General features: G+C 58.4%; 23 protein-coding genes. 10 read left to right on the top strand and 13 right to left on the bottom strand.

The genetic code is table 11. The features are described from left to right. Nucleotides 1-422: 422 nt before the first annotated feature. From ACYP2A_RS22200 to ACYP2A_RS22190, 3 genes are all read left to right on the top strand, one after another. Entirely contained in the window at nt 423-614 is a 192-nt protein-coding gene (locus tag ACYP2A_RS22200) for a hypothetical protein (RefSeq protein WP_459748090.1), read from the top strand. A gap of 78 nt (nt 615-692) precedes the next feature. Further along, nucleotides 693-866: a hypothetical protein gene (locus ACYP2A_RS22195; protein ID WP_459748088.1), complete on the top strand. Its 174-nt coding sequence runs from the start codon at nt 693-695 to the stop codon at nt 864-866. A 73-nt stretch (nt 867-939) separates the two neighbouring features. Beyond that, complete coding sequence (locus ACYP2A_RS22190; protein ID WP_459748102.1) at nt 940-1,308, top strand: c-type cytochrome; 369 nt, start codon at nt 940-942, stop codon at nt 1,306-1,308. 2 nt (nt 1,309-1,310) lie between these two features. Here ACYP2A_RS22190 and ACYP2A_RS22185 read toward each other — a convergent pair whose 3' ends face one another. Further along, nucleotides 1,311-1,463 carry a DUF6021 family protein gene (locus tag ACYP2A_RS22185; protein WP_459748086.1) on the bottom strand — a complete coding sequence of 51 codons (153 nt, stop codon included), beginning with the start codon at nt 1,461-1,463 and terminating at the stop codon, nt 1,311-1,313. A 147-nt stretch (nt 1,464-1,610) separates the two neighbouring features. Here ACYP2A_RS22185 and ACYP2A_RS22180 point away from each other — a divergent pair, with 147 nt between their 5' ends. The 4 genes from ACYP2A_RS22180 (at nt 1,611) to ACYP2A_RS22165 (ending at nt 4,276) form a co-directional block, all read left to right on the top strand. Beyond that, nucleotides 1,611-2,045 carry a DUF4124 domain-containing protein gene (locus ACYP2A_RS22180; RefSeq protein ID WP_459748085.1) on the top strand — a complete coding sequence of 145 codons (435 nt, stop codon included), beginning with the start codon at nt 1,611-1,613 and terminating at the stop codon, nt 2,043-2,045. Between the two features lie 41 nt (nt 2,046-2,086). Continuing rightward, the gene (locus ACYP2A_RS22175) at nt 2,087-2,380 is read left to right on the top strand and encodes a DUF6388 family protein (protein ID WP_459748084.1); all 294 of its coding nucleotides are present in this window, start codon (nt 2,087-2,089) and stop codon (nt 2,378-2,380) included. 117 nt (nt 2,381-2,497) lie between these two features. Next, on the top strand, nt 2,498-3,187 hold the full coding sequence (locus ACYP2A_RS22170; RefSeq protein ID WP_459748083.1) for a crotonase/enoyl-CoA hydratase family protein: 690 nt from the start codon (nt 2,498-2,500) through the stop codon (nt 3,185-3,187). A gap of 117 nt (nt 3,188-3,304) precedes the next feature. Then, nucleotides 3,305-4,276 carry a magnesium and cobalt transport protein CorA gene (locus ACYP2A_RS22165; protein WP_459748082.1) on the top strand — a complete coding sequence of 324 codons (972 nt, stop codon included), beginning with the start codon at nt 3,305-3,307 and terminating at the stop codon, nt 4,274-4,276. Here the strand turns inward: ACYP2A_RS22165 and ACYP2A_RS22160 are convergent. Next, complete coding sequence (locus ACYP2A_RS22160) at nt 4,254-5,003, bottom strand: amidotransferase (RefSeq protein WP_459748081.1); 750 nt, start codon at nt 5,001-5,003, stop codon at nt 4,254-4,256. The genes ACYP2A_RS22165 and ACYP2A_RS22160 overlap by 23 nt on opposite strands. Before the next feature lie 571 nt (nt 5,004-5,574). Between ACYP2A_RS22160 and ACYP2A_RS22155 the strand changes: the two genes are divergently transcribed. Continuing rightward, nucleotides 5,575-5,946, top strand: coding sequence for a rhodanese-like domain-containing protein (locus ACYP2A_RS22155; protein ID WP_459748080.1), 372 nt, complete (start codon nt 5,575-5,577; stop codon nt 5,944-5,946). 54 nt (nt 5,947-6,000) lie between these two features. Here ACYP2A_RS22155 and ACYP2A_RS22150 read toward each other — a convergent pair whose 3' ends face one another. The 7 genes from ACYP2A_RS22150 to ACYP2A_RS22120 all read right to left on the bottom strand — a co-directional run bounded on the left by ACYP2A_RS22150 (nt 6,001) and on the right by ACYP2A_RS22120 (nt 13,158). Then, the gene (locus tag ACYP2A_RS22150) at nt 6,001-6,864 is read right to left on the bottom strand and encodes a transglutaminase family protein (RefSeq protein ID WP_459748078.1); all 864 of its coding nucleotides are present in this window, start codon (nt 6,862-6,864) and stop codon (nt 6,001-6,003) included. Next, nucleotides 6,861-7,820, bottom strand: a complete 960-nt coding sequence (locus tag ACYP2A_RS22145) for an alpha-E domain-containing protein (RefSeq protein WP_459748076.1) — start codon at nt 7,818-7,820, stop codon at nt 6,861-6,863. The genes ACYP2A_RS22150 and ACYP2A_RS22145 overlap by 4 nt, the downstream gene beginning before the upstream one ends. A 12-nt stretch (nt 7,821-7,832) precedes the next feature. Continuing rightward, nucleotides 7,833-9,242: a circularly permuted type 2 ATP-grasp protein gene (locus tag ACYP2A_RS22140; protein WP_459748075.1), complete on the bottom strand. Its 1,410-nt coding sequence runs from the start codon at nt 9,240-9,242 to the stop codon at nt 7,833-7,835. Nucleotides 9,243-9,640: 398 nt separating this feature from the next. After that, complete coding sequence (locus ACYP2A_RS22135) at nt 9,641-9,979, bottom strand: ribonuclease E inhibitor RraB (protein ID WP_459748074.1); 339 nt, start codon at nt 9,977-9,979, stop codon at nt 9,641-9,643. Between the two features lie 209 nt (nt 9,980-10,188). Next, nucleotides 10,189-10,425, bottom strand: a complete 237-nt coding sequence (locus ACYP2A_RS22130; RefSeq protein WP_459748073.1) for a hypothetical protein — start codon at nt 10,423-10,425, stop codon at nt 10,189-10,191. Nucleotides 10,426-10,667: 242 nt separating this feature from the next. Further along, complete coding sequence (locus ACYP2A_RS22125; RefSeq protein WP_459748071.1) at nt 10,668-12,740, bottom strand: LTA synthase family protein; 2,073 nt, start codon at nt 12,738-12,740, stop codon at nt 10,668-10,670. 226 nt (nt 12,741-12,966) lie between these two features. After that, nucleotides 12,967-13,158, bottom strand: coding sequence for a PLD nuclease N-terminal domain-containing protein (locus ACYP2A_RS22120; protein ID WP_459748070.1), 192 nt, complete (start codon nt 13,156-13,158; stop codon nt 12,967-12,969). Nucleotides 13,159-13,291: 133 nt separating this feature from the next. On the opposite strand from ACYP2A_RS22120, the gene ACYP2A_RS22115 reads away from it, so the two are divergent. Continuing rightward, nucleotides 13,292-14,218 (top strand): ZIP family metal transporter, encoded by a 927-nt coding sequence (locus ACYP2A_RS22115; protein ID WP_459748069.1) that lies wholly within the window; start codon nt 13,292-13,294, stop codon nt 14,216-14,218. A gap of 2 nt (nt 14,219-14,220) precedes the next feature. On the opposite strand, the gene ACYP2A_RS22110 is transcribed toward ACYP2A_RS22115, so the two are convergent. Together ACYP2A_RS22110 and ACYP2A_RS22105 are read right to left on the bottom strand one after the other, a co-directional pair. Further along, nucleotides 14,221-14,742, bottom strand: a complete 522-nt coding sequence (locus ACYP2A_RS22110; protein WP_459748068.1) for a hypothetical protein — start codon at nt 14,740-14,742, stop codon at nt 14,221-14,223. A gap of 73 nt (nt 14,743-14,815) precedes the next feature. Then, entirely contained in the window at nt 14,816-15,340 is a 525-nt protein-coding gene (locus ACYP2A_RS22105) for an ankyrin repeat domain-containing protein (RefSeq protein ID WP_459748067.1), read from the bottom strand. 336 nt (nt 15,341-15,676) lie between these two features. Between ACYP2A_RS22105 and ACYP2A_RS22100 the strand changes: the two genes are divergently transcribed. Continuing rightward, a complete protein-coding gene (locus ACYP2A_RS22100) occupies nt 15,677-15,955 on the top strand; it encodes a DUF3509 domain-containing protein (protein WP_459748066.1) in 279 nt (92 codons plus the stop codon). A 121-nt stretch (nt 15,956-16,076) separates the two neighbouring features. Here ACYP2A_RS22100 and ACYP2A_RS22095 read toward each other — a convergent pair whose 3' ends face one another. Continuing rightward, on the bottom strand, nt 16,077-16,616 hold the full coding sequence (locus tag ACYP2A_RS22095; RefSeq protein WP_459748065.1) for a 1,2-dihydroxy-3-keto-5-methylthiopentene dioxygenase: 540 nt from the start codon (nt 16,614-16,616) through the stop codon (nt 16,077-16,079). Beyond that, nucleotides 16,613-17,776 carry an MFS transporter gene (locus ACYP2A_RS22090; RefSeq protein WP_459748064.1) on the bottom strand — a complete coding sequence of 388 codons (1,164 nt, stop codon included), beginning with the start codon at nt 17,774-17,776 and terminating at the stop codon, nt 16,613-16,615. The genes ACYP2A_RS22095 and ACYP2A_RS22090 overlap by 4 nt, the downstream gene beginning before the upstream one ends. Nucleotides 17,777-17,787 lie beyond the last annotated feature (11 nt).

The raw sequence follows: 17,787 nt of genomic DNA, 5'->3' as shown, positions 1-17,787 counted from the left end.
GAGATAGACTTTTTCGACTTTGGCGTCGGGACGCATCATGAGCGGCTGGCTCCTGAGAGGTTTCGGGAGCTCAGCATCGGGGATCAGGTTGGGGCTTGGAATGTGGGGTTGGTGAGGCGGTTACGCAGAAATAGAGTGCAGGCAGGTTCGAATCCCTCTTTCACCGCCATATTCGATACAAGCTAAAGCCCTGATTTCTGAAAAGATCTCAGGGCTTTTTCGTTTCTGGCGTTTAGGCTTAGGACCATTTCAGGACCAAAATTCCATCTTCTTACACAACCGCACATGACTTTCAGCTCTTTCCTACATCACGTGCCTGGTATCAAGCTTTTGTCAAACATCCTCTGCATCCTCATGCCTGATAGGCTAGACGCCTGCACATAGACACCTCAAGGACGATCAATAACCAGTCAGGATGAGAAATGCTGAACGAAAGAGACGAACTGGAAGTTGACAAGCTGCAGGCAGAGCTTCAAAAGCTCAATGCCGAGGCACGCAAGCTGAACGCCGAATCCACCAAACTCAAAAGGGAGGCCGTGTATTATCCGTTTGTCGCCACCAGCGGAATCATTATGGTGGTGATGAGCGCTGCTGCCTTTATCAGCAAATTGTAAGCCTTACGCATTGATAACGCCTGTTTGGCTCCAGCAATGAATGCGACCGGCACTCCCTTACTCTCTTCAAGGATGACCATGGACCGCCAACACGCTCTTCAGCAAATACGCGAAGATCGCCTGCGCCTCGAAAAAGAGTTGCGCGACTCGGCTGACCCTCGCGCTGAAATGCGCAGCATGCTGCTGTCCGCCAGCCTTGGCGCCGTGTTCACCGTGGGATTATTCGTGGCGGCCTACACGTTTTTTTCCTGAGGCTTTTACGCAGTACACCTCATCTTTCGTGTGGGTTAGCATGCACGCCCTGACCCATGCACTACCGAGCCCCATGAAGAACATCGCTTTACTGCTGTCAATGCTACTGACAACCAGCATCGCCCATGCCGCAGGCGATGCCGAAGCCGGCAAGGCGGTTTACACCCGGCTCTGCTCGGGCTGTCACAAGATCGGCCCATCGGCACGCGCAGCCTTCGGCCCGCAGCTCAATGGCGTCATCGATCGCCCTGCCGGGCAGACCGATGACTACAAGTACACCGATGCCTTACATGCCTCGGGCATCGTCTGGACCCCCGAGAAAATTGCAGCTTTCGTCAAGGATCCGGATGGCGTGATTCCCGGTACGCGCATGAAGCTGTGGTGGATCGGCAATGATCAACGCATGGAAGACCTGCTCGAATATCTCAGATCCAATCGCTGACGCTATTCGTCATCCGGCTCGTTGTAAGGTGGATAGTCGCCTTTGGGTGCGTCCTTTTCTGGCGTTTTGGCCGGGGACAAAGGATCAACCTGCGGATCCTCGACATCCGGCGACTCGGGATCGAAGTTCAGGTCATCTGATTCAGGGTCTGACATGCAAAATCTCCAGTGCAGTGATAAAGCCTCTATTACTGGTCCGAACAATGCCCGCCTCAAAAGTGCGCCATAGACAGACGAACGGCATTCGCGCCTATTCTCACCAATAAGCAAATGCTAGCCTTGCCATCCTCAAGGAGAGTTCGTATGAAAAGGCCTTCATTATTTATCGCCCCTGCGCTGTGTCTTGTTTTGTGCACATCGGTACAAGCCGAGATTTATAAGTGTGTCTCGGCGCAGGGTGCCGTCAGCTATAGCTCGATTTCCTGTCCTCAAGCGACGGTACAGAGGGCAGGGCCGCCACTGGCCATGCCGGATATGCCTCGCGATCACGTACACAAGGTCAATCTGCAGGCCATTCAAAACCTGAAAGTCAGCGGCAAGGCCAACACGTATGTCATTGAAGGCGAAGGTTACAAGCAGGTGCAGCGCAATCGCTTGCCGCCGCCGACCGTGCCTTCGCAGTGCGTCAGCCCCCGCTACGACAGCCAGTGCTTTGACCCTTCCGGCGGACAGTCTTCCATCAATGCGGCGCGGCGCAAGAACGCGGCGGGCTTGCCAGAGGGTGCCAGCCATAGATAATGGCGCTTTTTCGTATCCGCCAGCCTGTGAGGAGCCCCGCAATGAATCTTGACCAATGGCACGAAGCAGCCCTGAGCAAATACCTGGCAACCCATCCGACCCTCAAGGATGAAATCAGCCAGCTCAGCGCCAAAGAGCAACAGCAACAGGTGCAATGGGCGTTTGAGGACAGCGCCGAAGAACAAGGCATTGAGCCTTGGGAACTGGCACTGCAGTTGATCGCCGAATCCCCCGAGCAACTTAAAAGCATGCGCCTGGAAGCTCATCGGCAAGTGGCCGAGGCACTGGGCATGGAGTGGGAAGAGTACTGCGGTTTCAACGATATCGAGCCGTGAAGATTCGGCATGGCGACATGAACTGTCAGACCGCTCATGACCGATGAGTCAGTCCTTTACCTGCCCGCGCCGGGTGGGTAACGTCTGCGCATTATTACGACAACAAGGAATTGCGCCATGACCGACCTGGTCTCGTATCACCTGCAAGACGGCATCGCCACGCTGACGTTGAACAACGGCAAGGTCAACGCCCTGTCGCCGGCCGTGCTGACTGCGCTCGATGCAGCGCTGGATCAAGCCATACAGGATCGCGCCGTGGTGATCCTTACCGGGCAGCCAGGCATTCTGTCGGGCGGTTACGATCTCAAGGTCATGACGTCCGGCCCGCAGGCCGCTATCGACCTGGTGGCGCAGGGTTCTACACTGGCGCGACGCATTCTGGCCCACCCCTTCCCTGTTATCGTCGCATGCCCTGGACATGCCGTGGCCAAGGGTGCCTTTTTGCTGCTGTCGGCCGATTACCGGATTGGCGTCGAAGGTGCTTTCAACATCGGCCTCAACGAAGTACAGATCGGCATGACCATGCACCACGCCGGCATCGAGCTGGCGCGTGACCGGTTGCGCAAGTCGGCCTTTAACCGTGCAGTGATCAACGCAGAAATGTTCAACCCGCAGCAGGCGCTGCAAGCCGGCTTCCTCGATCAGGTGGTCAGCAGTGAAGCGCTGCACGACACTGCTCGTCAGGTCGCTGCACACTTGCAGAAGCTGAACATGAAGGCGCATGCGCAAACCAAGCTCAAGGTGCGCCATGCCTTGCTGCAGACGCTGGACGCCGCCATCGAGAAAGACCGCCAGCATCTGGTGTAAGCAAGCCTGCCTCACGCCGTGCCGACTCAGCCCGAACTCATGGCAGGCGCCACAATCTGATCAACGAGCGCGCAGACCCCTCTGGCGCCGTTACCCTCTGGAAGAAGCGAACTATCTATGGGCCGAGTCGTTGCAGCAGCGGTTTACAGTGCAGGCCGGAAAGTCAGCAACATCACACTGGATGAAGGCGCGTCCTGGGCCGCCAGGCCTGGCCACTTTGTCTGGATCGGCCTGGAAAAACCCGACCCGCAGGAACTGGCCAGCCTGAAGAAGCAGTTCAACCTGCATGAGCTGGCCATTGAAGACGCACTGGAAGTGCACAGCCGGCCCAAGCTGGAAACCTTTGGCGACGCCCTGTTCATCGTCACCTATGCGCCCATCAGGGAAGACGGCAAGTTACAGTTCATCGAGACGCATATCTTTGCCGGCAAGGGCTATGTGATCACCTCACGCAACGGCCACTCCAAGTCCTACAGCGTGGTACGCCAACGCTGCGAGGCGCGCCCGCTGCTGCTCGAACATGGCGAGGACTTTGTACTTTATGCCTTGCTGGATTTCGTGACGGAGAATTACCAGCCGGTCACCGAAGCCATTCACTGCGAACTTGAAGAGCTGGAACAAAGCGTTCTCAACGGCGTGATGAGTGACACCCTTATCCATCGCATTCACAGCCTGCGCCGCGATCTGCTGCGCTTGTGGCGTTACCTGGCGCCCATGGTCGAGGTCGGTGAAGAATTGCAGAAACTCAGTTTCCCCTTCATCGACAAAAACATGCGTCCGTACTTTCGCGACGTGGAAATTCATGTCAAACGGCAGATGGAAGACATCGCCAACCTGCGCGACATCGCCAGTCAGACCATCGAGATCGGCCTGCTGCTGGAATCGTCGCGACAAAGTCTGGTGCAGCGCAAGTTCGCCGCCTGGGCGGCCATCCTGGCCTTCCCTACGGCCATCGCCGGTATCTACGGCATGAACTTCGAGAACATGCCGGAGCTGAGCTGGCATTACGGTTATTTCATCGTACTGGGCGTCATCGTTGGTGGCTGTACCGGACTGTTTGCCAGCTTCAAGCGCTCAGGTTGGCTATAGACGCTGTTGCCAGCTCGGGTTTGTAGGCCACAAAGCGCATCATCCATTCGGCCACGGTGGTGCCGTGGTGGTCATGTTCCAGGCTGGCCAACGCGGTACGGTACAGCGCTTCGCCCAGCGATTCCTGGCGGATGTCCATCAACGCTTTGGAATAGTCGTGAATGAACTCCGGGTGCCCCTGAAAGCACAGCACCTGATCGTTGATGTGATAGGCCGCGAACGGACAGAAGTCACTTGAGGCAATGACCGTGGCGTGCCCAGGCAGGCGCGTCACCTGGTCCTGATGGCTGATCAGCAGTGTCAGGTCATCAAGATTCGGCGTCATCCACGGTGCAGCGGTGTGCAGCCGGTAGTGGTGAATACCGACACCCCAGCCACGGCTCGCCCGCTCAGTCTGGCCACCCAGCAGCAAGGCCAGCAACTGATGGCCGAAACAGACGCCCAGCAATTTTTCACCGCGCTGATAAAGCTTTAGCAGGTACGCCTTGAGGGTCTGGATCCAGGGGTCGCTGCCAAACGAGTCGGCCTTGCTGCCGGTCACCAGCCAGGCATCGAAATGCTCATCCTCAGCCGGGTAATCACCTTGCATGACGTTATAAATGACGAACTGCGCCTTGATCGGCTGGCGGGCGAACATCTTCTCGAACATCCGGCCATAGCTTTGGTACGGCTCGACCAGTTCTGGACGCAGCACATCGGTTTCCAGGATGCAGATACGTAACGGCATTGAAAATTGACCTGAAACAGTGAAGGAGAATTAGGACGTGCCAAGCCTGCCTTGCCAAGGCTTGCAAATCAAGTCACACCCGCAGTGACTCCCCGGACGAACGGTCAAGCACAGACTTATCAGTGATGAGGCGTCTAGACGAGGCATCGACAAGGTGATCATATTCTTTTGATAACGCAGAGAAATTAGCAATTTCATTTAAATACCAAAGCGTTCTAAGCCCGATGAAACAAGGCCTCTAAGGTTAAATCTGTATCTTGGCGGGGCGTAATAACGATTTTTATAGCGCCGCTCTTCCCGCCCCGATAACCGTTATACCTGCCCTATGGCTTCACCCTTTGCCAGCCTACCGATTTCCAGACAGAAACCGGCCGGCTGTTGTCGCTCAGGAATAACAACAAAAGGCAGTCAGCCATGCTTAATCATTCGAAATATCGTCAGGCCGGGCTTATCCTGTTTGCAACCATACTGGTATTGATCGTACCGAACCTGAGCCGCTTGTTCGGTTGAAACAGACAACGCGCCATCGATCGGTACTGGTTTGTCGTCAGGTAATCAGGGAGATCGGCTTATGCGTCAATGGATAGCTTTAGCGTTGCTGACCTGCGGTGTTGGCGCCCAGGCCGGTGTAGTGGATCAGGCCAGTGCAGTGACCGCCTTGAAGGAAGGCAAGCTGGCAGTGGATGTGCGCAGCCAGATCGAATATGACGCCGGCACGGTGCTTAACGCCGTGCGTGTCGATGATCGCCGGCTGGTCAACCAGATGAAACTGGTGCTCAACGATCGCAATTCGGTGTTCGTGATTTTTTCCAGCAGCGATGAAAAAGCCAGCCGCGCCCAGGACAAGCTGCGTAACGCCGGCTATTTCAGCGTGGTGAATGGCGGTAACTACGAAGAGCTGCATAACGCGCTCTACGACATCAGCGACGACCCCGCCGAATAACGCTCCCCACACTCAAGCTGGCAGGCCGGATTTTTTATCCGGCCTGCCCTGCTGTCATGGGTGCTGCGCTTGTGTCTGTTTTTGCGATGACGATTGTGACTGGGACTGCGATTGCTTCTGTGCGTGGATCTGAATCGGCTCGGCCGGCTCCACCAGCACTCGCGCATGCATCTGCTCGAAACCACCGCCACGGCGCATACCGCGCACCGGACAAGCGTCCAGATAATCCAGGCCAACCGCCACTTTCAGATGGCGCTCGGGGATGGCGAGCTGATTGGTGACATCAAAGCTGTACCAGGCGTCATCGATCCACGCCTCGGCCCAGGCATGGCTGGACAGGTGATCACTGTCTTCGCTGCACAGATAACCCGACACATAACGCGCCGGAACCCCCAGGCTACGGGCACACGCCAGGAACGCATGGGTATGGTCCTGACACACACCGCTACGCCCGGCAAAAGCCTGCGCAGCACTGGTATCGACCTCGGTAGCGCCCGGGGTGTACACCATGTGCTGATTCAACGCATGCATCAGATCGATCAGTGCCGCCCGGTCGGTGCGCTGCTGGCTCTGCACAGCCGCAAACTCACGCAGCGCCTGGTCAGGCTCGGTGAGCTGGGTGGAGCGCAGAAACGGCAGCGGTGACTGGGCTTCATGCTCGCACTCACGGGTAGGGTCGATCTCTACCTGGCCCCGCGCACTGATCTTGATCGCCTCATGCGGCTCGTCCAGGGTCATCACGTGCAGAATATTACCGTACGGGTCGACCTGGGCACGCACTGGACGCGGCAGGTTCAGTTGCCAGCTGAGGATTTTCTGGCGCTCGCTGTCATGCGGGGTCAGACGCAAATACTGGATGCTGGCGCGGACCTGGGCTTCATAGTGGTAGCAGGTCTCATGGCTGATCGAAAGTCTCATGCAACCTCCAGATAGGACGTGTGAATGGCATCGCCCAAGCGGGCCACCAAGGGAAGGAAGCCGTTCAGCCACTCATGCAGACCTGCATCGAGCACTTCGTCGATACCGGTAAAACGCAGACGGGCATGCAGCTCCGCTGCCAGTCGCTGGGCCGGACGACCGTTGTCACCCGGCAGGCTGGTGAGAATCTCATCGATCTCTTCCAGGCACGCGAGCAACGAGCGCGGCGTGTCGGCGCGTAACAGCAACAGCTCGGACACATGGCGCGCGTCGGGCGCATCGCGGTACAACTCGGTGTAGGCCTCGAAGCACGACAGCGCGCGCAACAAGGCGCTCCACTGATAGTAGCCGGCGGCCGAGTTGTCGGCGGCGGCATTGGCATGCGAGCCGCGCAGTTCGAGCATGTCGTAGCGAGCGTCGAGCATGCGCAATGTATTGTCGCTACGCTCGATGAAGGTGCCCAGGCGAATGAAGCGGAATGCATCGTTACGCATGATGGTGCCGTAGGTGGCGCCGCGAAACAGGTGCGAGCGCTCCTTGACCCATTCACAGAAACGGCTCAACCCGTAACGCGTCAGCCCTTGCTGGGCAATGCCACGAATTTCCAGCCACGTGGAGTTGATGTTCTCCCAGATATCGGCCGTGATCCGTCCGCGCACCGCGTGTGCACAGCTGCGCGCGGCACCCAGGCAGCTGTAGATGCTCGCCGGGTTGCTGGCGTCCAGCGCAAAGAAATGCAGCATGCGTTCAGCATGCATTTCGCCGTGGCGCTCTACATAGGCATCCAGGGTGCCGGTGATCAACAGCGGCATGGCAATTTCGTCCAGCCCGTCGCCACGCCCGTCCTGAGGCATCAGCGACAGGGAATAACTGACGTCGAGCATGCGCGCGAGGTTTTCGACCCGTTCAAGGTAACGCGACATCCAGAACAGATCAGAGGCAGTTCTACTAAGCATAGGCAGGCATCCTTAATCCTCGACCACCCAGGTGTCCTTGGTACCGCCACCCTGAGACGAGTTCACCACCAGTGAGCCTTCACGCAAGGCGACCCGGGTGAGCCCGCCGGGCACCACGCGGGTTTCGCGGCCGGACAGGACAAATGGACGAAGATCGATGTGTCGCGGGGCGATGCCGTTCTCGACGAAGGTCGGACAGGTCGACAGGGACAAGGTGGGTTGGGCAATGTAAGCGTGCGGCTTGGCAATCAGGCGCGCGCGGAAAGCTTCGATCTCGGCAGCCGTAGCGGCAGGGCCGACCAGCATGCCGTAGCCGCCGGAACCCTGGGTCTCCTTGACCACCAGATCCTTGAGATTGGCCAGCACATGAGACAGCTCGGCCGGTTTGCGGCACTGCCAGGTCGGCACGTTCTTGAGAATCGGTTCTTCATCGAGATAGAAGCGGATCATGTCGGTGACGTACGGATAGATCGACTTGTCGTCCGCCACCCCGGTGCCGATGGCATTGGCCAATACCACGTTACCGCTGCGGTAGGCCGCCAACAGTCCGGGCACGCCGAGCGTCGAGTCCGGCCTGAAGGCCAGCGGGTCGAGGAAGGCGTCATCCAGGCGACGGTAGATGACATCCACCGGCTTTGGACCCGAGGTCGTACGCATGAACACCCGGTCGTCACGCACGAACAGGTCGGCGCCTTCCACCAGCTCGACACCCATTTCCCGCGCCAGAAACGCATGCTCGAAAAACGCACTGTTGAAGCGCCCGGGCGTCAGTACCACAACGCTGGGGTTATCCAGCGGGCTGGAGCTTTTAAGGGTATCGAGCAACAGGTTCGGATAATGATCGATCGGTGCAATGCGCTGCGCGGCAAATAACTCCGGGAACAAACGCATCATCATCTTGCGGTCTTCAAGCATGTAGCTCACGCCGCTTGGCGTACGCAAGTTGTCTTCGAGCACGTAATAGGTGCCGTCGGCGTCGCGTACCAGGTCCACGCCCGAGATATGCGAGTACAGATCCCGGTGCAGGTCGAGACCTTGCATTGCCAGTTGATACTGATCGTTGGCCAGCACTTGTTCGGCTGGAACGATACCCGCCTTGATAATGCGCTGGTCGTGATACAGATCGGCAAGAAACATGTTCAGCGCCTTGACGCGCTGAATACAGCCACGCTCGACAATCCGCCATTCACTGGCTGGAATGCTGCGTGGAATGGTATCGAAAGGAATCAACCGTTCGGTGCCCTGCTCGTCCCCATAGAGCGTGAACGTAATCCCGGCGCGATGAAACAACAGATCGGCCTCACGGCGCCGTTGAGCGAGCAGCTCTGGCGGCGCGTCCCCTAGCCAACGGGCAAATTCCCGGTAATGCGGGCGAACCAGACCGCCAGCATCGTACATCTCATCATAAAAGGTGCGGATCATGCCGTACTCCTTGTCACCCAGGGCACGGAAGCCTTCGCAAGGCCCGTGCCACCGGCATAAACCCTTTGTTATCAATTATTTACGAATAGGCAAGACATTAAACGCACCATCCTTGTGCACAAACCAACCTGAAGATTCACTGACGCCTCATTCGCAGGCACTGCTCGGGTGAAAACTATAGGCCGCATAGAAAGAGTTGATTACCGGGGTGGCTATTAGTTCGCCATAATCGCCACACGCAAGCAGACAAGGCACCGGCCCTCCCCGACCGATTCTGCGTTGCACCCGATTGTTGACCGGATTCCCGTTTGAGCCACTGCTTGCAGTGGCTTTTTTTTGGCCTGTATTTTTGTTTTGGGCTTTGCCGCTGCACCGTTAAGGCGCCTCGGCAATGCTATTCAGTTCAGACGTCTGAGTTCGTGCTTGACCCCCCAGCCCTCGACTTCGCCGTCCAGCGGCAGGATGGCAGTTTGCAAATCGTGCTCGAAGTCACCGATGCCGTTGTAAGTGGCATACATGACCTTGCTGACCTGTAAATGCCAGGCACCGTCTTCACGTTCGTTGATCTGGGTATTGAGCGATTCGCCACGAAATTGTTGAGCAGCTTTACGGGCCCGTCTCTCATCGGGGAACACAGCGTAGAACTCGATGGGATGGATGCGGGCGAAGTCAAAACCGCCCTCTTTCATACAGCGCAGCACGTGGGTGCTGATGTCTTCCGAATGGGCTGTGCTCATGAAACGTCCTCCTATGCAACGATAGATAGAGTTTCAACGCAGGTGTGCACCCGGCGAAGCCTGGCGCACGCCTGGCAATCAAGCATGAAGCGCGACGACGCTGGTCTGCACCAGAGCACACGTCGACGGAAGGGGCCGTATGACCGGCCCCGCTTGCAGAGTAGTCCTATCGCCAGTCACCTGCCAAGAGGCTTGAATGATCAAGGCACTCAGGAGACTTCTTCGATGGATTTGATTTCGACGCTGTTGTGGTCTTTAAGGGTCTTGAGCGTAGGTTCGGCCGTGCGCCCTTCCAGATCGTTGAGGTTCAACTCATCGGTCACCGGAAAAAGTTTATGGCGCAGCAATCGAGCAGCTTTCTCATGGTCGGGGCGCTCTGGCGAATCGACATTCACGCATTGCGCTACACCATCCTTATCGACATACGAGACGGCCCACTGTTTCATCAATGCCTCCGCAATTCAGCCAGACGTTGGCTTACGTGATCTTGACCGGGAAGTTAAGCGGTTCGTTCAAATCCAGTGCAGGGGTTTTGCCGACTGCAGAGCCTGCAAGTCGTGGTGGATGAACGGTGCACCGACAAGAGGCCGAACACTGCATGCCTTACTTTAGACGGCGGCGCGGCATGCGGATGGCGAACCACAAAAAAAGGCCCCGAAGGGCCTTTCAAAACACGTTGTAACGCTGATCAGTTCTTGCTGGCCTCTACGCCTGCGGTGTTGTCCAGCAGGCTCTTGGTGGCCGTTTGCAGGAAGCTTTCAAGCTTGCGCTTGAGCTCGTCGCTGTCGGCGGCATCCGGCACCAGTTCGGCCGACGGTTGTGCGCCCAGACGGTAGGTCAGCACCTTGGCCGGCATGTCTACCGCCTCGATCAGGATGCGGTTGCCGCTGATGATACCGACTACCTGTTCGCTGCCGGACGGCTTGATGACACCAAAGCCCTTGTCGCCCGCAGGCAGGTTCAGCAGGTCACGACCCCAGCACTGATGACGGGTTTCGCCGCCGAGGCGGCCCATGATGGTGGGCACTACATCGACCTGGGTACCGACGATGCTGCTGCGCTTGCCGAACTTGTCCTGGATGCCCGGTGCGATCAACAGCAACGGTACGTTGAAACGACCCAGGTCCAGCTCGGTCAGCTGCCGATTGTTGCCAAAACCATGGTCGCCCAGCACCACGAACAGGGTTTCGTTGTAGTACGGCTCTTTCTTGGCCTTTTCGAAGAACTGGCCCAGCGCCCAGTCCGAATACCGCATGGCAGTCAGGTGCTCATCCAGCGTACCGTGACCGGTGACGCGCTCGACCGGCAATTGCTCCGGCAGTGCGTAGGGGGTGTGGTTGGACAGGGTCTGCAGCAAGGCATAGAACGGCTTGCCGCCCTGACGAGCCTTGAGCTCCTGAGCGCCACGGTCGAACATGTCCTGGTCGGACACGCCCCACGTCGGGTCGGAGAACACCGGGTTGACGTAATCGCCACGACCAATGAAGTTGGTCATGCCCTGGTTGCTGAAGAAGCCCGACTGGTTATCCCAGGCGAAGTTGCCGTTGTAGACATACACATCGTCGTAGTCACGACCGGCACTGAGCAACTGCGGCAAGCCGGACAGCTTGTGACTGCCTTCAGGGGTCTGCATCAGGTATTCGAAACCTGGCAGGTTCGGGAAGCAGGCCATGGTTGCGAACATACCCTGGTGGGTGTGCGTACCGTTGGAGAAGAACTGCTCGAACAGCAGGCCTTCCTGAGACAGCTTGTCGAAATAAGGGGTGATGTTGGCATTGCTGCCCAAAGCGCCCACCGAGTGACCGGCGAAGCTTTCCATCAGAATGACCACCACGTTTTTGATCGGCAGGGTGTTCTGAGCAGGCGGCGTGAAGTCGCGGCGCACAGCGGCCAGGTCCGGTTCGACCAGCTTTTCGTTCGTGCTCAGCAACATGTCGCGCACCACCTTCTGCGCTTCATCCTGCGGCAGGGTAGCCTTCCAGATATTGTCGCGATCTTCGGACATGCGGCTCTTGGCGGCAGTGATCAGGGTCAGGGTGCCGTTGAGGCCCAACTGGTTGGCGAAGTTGGAATCGGTGGTGTAGGCATCACCCCAGCGCAGCGGCGGCCCTTGGCGCAAGGTGCCGCGCGCGGCAACCACGGCAACCAGCAGAATCACGAAGAACACCAGACCGCGCGCGTACCAGGGTGCAACGGCGCGGCTGCCGAAGGTGTTCTGGCTTGGGCGTGCTACACGGTCGATGCCTTTGAACACCAGGCTCAGCAACCAGGTGACGGCAACCCAGGCCAGCAAGTAGCGCACCACCGGAAAGCCGTACCAGAGCATGCTCAGCACGGTTTTCGGGTCTTCCTTGATGTACTGGAAGACCAGACCGTTGAGCCGCTGGTGGAATTCACGGTAGAAGTCCATTTCGACCAGGCCCAGAAACAGCGTGATGCTGCCGACCAGAGTCAACCAGAAACGAAAAAACCCGCGCGCACTCATGGCCCGGACACTGAACACGGCAAAGAACAGCGGAATCAGCAGGTAGATGGTCAGACGCAGGTCGAAGCGCGTGCCGTTGAACAGCGCCTCCAGAAACGTCGACATCGGCGTCTCGCCGATCATCTCGCGGTTGTAAACCAGCAACCCGATGCGCAGCAGGGTGTACATCAGCATCAGGGCCAGGCCACTGAGCAGGGTGTAGACCAGATGGGCCTTTAATGTGGGTTTGTGCAAGCGAGACAATGCATGCCGAGCAGCGGCGTCCGTTTTGGCCATGTGTTGTAGGATCCGTAGGAATCAGGGTTACTTGAAGGGCACAAGGGGTGCAAGCGGGCAGCCATGAACAGGATTCAGGCGTGCTACGCCACCCCTCCATGGAGTATTGCCGTCGCATTCGCGCGGCCGACAATGATAGCCGGGCATGATGAGTCAGGCGATGTGAAATTTATGTTGGCCCAGAAAGACTTATGGTAACCGGCTGTTGCACGGACCCTGCGGGTGATCACATGCGCAGATTGCCCCGCGGGCCGGCAATGGCCCAGATGATCAGGCCCAGTACCGGCAGCAGCGCGATCAGCAATACCCAGAGGATTTTCATTCCCACTTCGGCACTGCTTTTGAGTACATGCAGAATGGCCCAGATATCCAGCGCCAGAATGATCAAGCCAACCAGACTGTTGAACGTCGAACCCATGGTGTTGCTCCTTGATAGTCGTTGTTCCACTACTAGAGCCTGATGATTACAAAAGGTTTCCATTGAACCAAACCATCGCCTCAAGGTTCGGAAATCACTGATTGCTCTGGTTCTTCATGAAAGGTGTCGTTTCATGCCAACACCCGCTCCACTTCGCACGCTGCGCGCCACCTGGTCGGCTCAGGTGCAGACCGCGCCGATCATGAGCCTGGGCTTTGCACTGGCCATTCTCATCATTGTCGGCCTTGGCCTTGCCAGCCTGTATAACGCCGTCAACGGCGCTAACCGGGTCAATCTCGAGCACGCCTTGCTGGGCGGCAGCGCCGGCTTTACCGCCACTGCGCTGGGGGCGATGATGGCCGTGGTGTTTCGCGACATCGCCCAGCGTACTCAGGACATCATGCTCGGCTTTGCAGCCGGCATGATGCTGGCCGCCAGCTCGTTTTCGCTGATCCTGCCCGGCCTGGCAGCCGCCCGCGAGATCACCGGCAACGGCGCACTGGCCGCCGCCATCGTCGTGGCCGGGCTGGGACTGGGCGTCTTGTTGATGCTGGGCCTGGAAAAATTCACCCCCCACGAGCATGAAAGCGTCGGGCGTCAGGGCCCCAATGCCGAGCGCATCAACCGGGTCTGGCTGTTCGTGCTGGCCATTACCCTGCACAACCTGCCCGAGGGCATGGCCATCGGCGTCAGCTTTGCAGGCGGTGACATGAATGTCGGCCTGCCGCTGACCAGCGCCATTGCGATTCAGGATATCCCGGAAGGCCTGGCCATCGCGCTGGCCTTGCGCACCATCGGGCTGTCGCCGCTCAAAGCCATGCTGATTGCAGTGGGTTCAGGCTTGATGGAGCCGTTGGGCGCGCTGGTCGGCCTGGGCATTTCCAGCGGTTTTGCCATCGCCTACCCCCTCAGCCTGGGACTGGCAGCCGGCGCCATGCTGTTCGTGGTGTCTCACGAAGTGATCCCGGAAACCCACCGCAATGGCCACCAGACTTCAGCCACGCTGGGGCTGATGGGCGGCTTTGCGGTGATGATGTTTCTCGATACCGCGCTGGGCTGACCTCAGGCGGTTTGCAAGGCCTTGAGCGCAGGTACGGCATGGATGCCCACTTCGGCGGCCAGTTCAACGACCCGCTGTTCATCGCAGCCATAAACCAGCACAGCTTGCAGCTCGTCATCCAGCGGCTGGCTGAAGTTCATCAGCACATAGCCCCCCGCCTCCTTGTTCATGCTGCTCAGTTGAATCTGGATGCGGTTGAGCGCTGTCAATGGCTCGGTTTTGGCAAGCTGTTTAGGCTTGATGTTGAACGCCACCGCTGGACCGAACGAGGCGACGATCTGGCTGAACAGGTCCATGTAGTTATCGGCCTGAAACAGCACGGTCTCGGGCAGGCTGCCGACCACCACCCATTCCCCCAGGGGAATAGGGAAGCTGTCGTCGTAGTTGATGTCGGGGTTGGCCGCCAGAAAGGCCGCCGGGTCTGCAAATGCCTGGGTCGCTTCGTCGGCAATCTGCTGGATCTCTTGCTCGCCCAGGCAGCCGGAGCTGACTTTGGTGATGAGTTCGATGAGGGAATCTTTCATGGGGCGATCCTTGGGCAAGCAAAAAGAGCCGCGCAGGATAACGGTAATTACGGCGCAGCTCTATCGCGCCCGATCAGATCGCCGCCAATTGTGCCGCCGTATCGGGTGCGCCCATGGCTTGAGCCGCACCTAGCGGGGTCACACCGCGCGCATCGCGGGCATGAGGATCGGCGCCCTGGCCAATCAGGTAATCAACAATAGCTGTGCGATTGAACATCGCCGCCATCATCAGCGCGGTGCGTCCGTCAGCCGAAGCACCTTCGACACTCGCCCCCGCCTCCACAAGCGCCTGGACCACCGCCAGATCGCCTTTGAATGCTGCACCGGCAATCGGACTCTGGCCGTTGTCGTTGCGAATTTCAGGATCGGCATGATGCTTGAGCAAGACCTGCACAGCGGATAAATGCCCGTGATAACTGGCCAGCATCAGCAAGGTGTCACCTTTGTGATTACGCAGGTTGACAGGCAAGCCCTTGTCCAGCAGTCGCTCAAGCATCAGCGCATTGCCCTGGCGGGCAACGTCGAATACCTGCTCGGCAAACTCGGCGGTTTCCTCATCGGTCATTTCTTGAGGCGGATTACGATGGGCGTCGGTCATGGAGCTCTCCTGAAGCTGGATTCGAACAATCGAACAAGCAATACGTTGTAGACACTGACCGCTAGTCTCGCCAGCGGTTCGACCAGGGTCAATGCAAGGTGAGCTATGAGCGCAATAGATAAATAGATACGGCACTTTTTGCCGGTGCCCGTGGTCGTACGACCGGCAAAATGCAGGATGCACGAAGGTCATTCATGCATTTTGCACGAGACCGAAAAATCAGTATTTTTTTAAGTTGCTGATTTTAAAGGTATTTTATTAAATCCCCATGCTGGCACAGACACTGCAACCACTAGGTCACAGCTTGATATCCCATGACCTATGGAGCCGCCAGACATGACTTTTATCCAGGAAAAATTCGCCTCGGTCTTTTCCGACTATGTTGTTACCACTCAGGCTCGTCCTGATGGCGGCGTCCTTCTTACCCTGCGCGATCATGACGGCAACCAGACCCGCCGCTGTGTGTCCTACGCCCAACTCAATACTCCGGTGCAACTGGAATGGCTGATCAGCGCCATCCGCCGCGACCTGGCAGCCCAAGCCAGCGAATTGCCCGCTATCACCATGCTGCAAAGCCAGCATCGCTTCGATCTGCCGACGTATCACACCCGCTGAAACCGCATCGCCGCCCACCTGCGGCGCTGCCTGCCTGACCGTATTGCTCCCTCGATCTGACCGCGATTGCCTAGGCTTTCGCGGTATTTTTTTGCCTTGGCAGATCAGCCTCCGGTACGACTCAGTCATCCAGCCCGGCAAACCGGCTGGCGATGTCATCATCGGTCACCTTCGCGATCTCGCCACCAGCCTGACTGAACAGCCGGATAGCCACCAGATACGGATTCTCGCCCAGATCGAACCAGTGGCGAGTCCCCGCCGGCACTGAAATTACATCGTTGCGCTCACACAACAGTGCATACACGTAATCGCCAAGGTGCAGGCTGAACAATCCGCGACCGGCAACGATAAAGCGCACTTCATCGGCATTATGAAACCGCTCCTGAAGATAGCCCGCTCGCAGCTCGGCCTTCTGCGGATGATCGTTACCCACGCTGATCACCTCCAGCACCGCCTGGCCCGCATCAAGCGTGTCGATCTGCGTCTTGAATGTCGCCACGACGTCTTGCTCACTGGCGCCCGGCACGATCGGCGCAGCAACCTGCACGCGCGCAAAGGCTATGCCTTGCTCGGCCAGGGTCGCGGCGATGTCGTCGAAGTGATTGAGCACCTTGTGCGGTACATCGGGGCAAGACAGGTGATAAACGAACAAACTGCTCATGCAGGCAATTCCTTATGAAGAGTGACGATCAGGCCGGCAGCGGCCAGTGCTGCCAGGCTGGCAATACCGAATGTCCAGGCCGGACCCAACGTGTTCCAGCTGTAACCGGCGTACAACGCACCCAGCGCGCCGCCGGTGCCCGACAGCGCCGCATACAGCGCCTGGCCCTGACCTTGCTGGCGTGAGCCGAAGCTGCGTTGCACAAAATGAATCGCGGCAGCATGAAAGCTGCCAAAGGTGGCGGCATGCAGCAGTTGCGCAAACAACAGCACGCCCGGGTATTCGGGCCACTGCCCCAGTAGCAACCAGCGCAGCGCCGCCAGCAGAAAACTGGCCAGCAGTACCTTGCGCACGCTGAAGCGCTGCAGCACCCGGCCCATGACCATGAAGATCAGGACTTCGGCCACCACGCCCAGCGCCCAGAGCAGACCGATGGCGCCACGGCCGTAGCCCAGATGCTCAAGGTGCAGGGTCAGAAAAGTGTAGTACGGCCCGTGACTGAGCTGCATCAAGGCCACGCACAGATAAAAAACCAGCACGCCGGGACGGGTCAGTTGCCGCCACAAACCGCCTTCATCGCCTCTGGCAGGCTTGACCAGAGGCTGGGCATTGGGCACCTGCCAACTGCTCAGGGCGATGCCGAGCATGATCGCCAATAACAGGTACGGGTACAGGTCCAGGCTAAAGTGCTGCAACAGTGCCCCCAGCACCACGACCGCCAGGGTAAAGCCGACCGAGCCCCAGACCCGCACCTGGCTGTAGCGCCACGGCTCGTCGCGCAGATGCGCCAGGGTAATGACTTCGAATTGCGGCAAGACGGCATGCCAGAAGAACGCGTGCAGCGCCATGACCATCGCCAGCCAGGCGTAGCTTTTGTCGATCAGAATCAGCGCGAAGGTCAGGAGCGTGCAGGCCGCGCCAAAGCGCACGATGGCCAGCCGGCGACCGCTGACATCGCCCAGCCAGCCCCACAGGTTGGGGGCGATACAGCGCATCAGCATGGGAATGGCCACCAGCTCGCCGATGCGCGCACTGGAGAAGCCCAGATGATTGAAATACAGCGCCAGAAACGGCGCCGTAGAGCCCAGCAGGGCGAAATAGAACAGGTAGAACCCGGACAGCCGCCAGTAAGGCAACTGTCCGTCGGCAGGCGGCGTCACGCCTTGGCTCT

Source organism: Pseudomonas sp. 3A(2025) (assembly GCF_054589175.1).
Note: the sequence above shows the minus strand (reverse complement) of the source record. Positions and strands in the feature narration are given on the sequence as shown.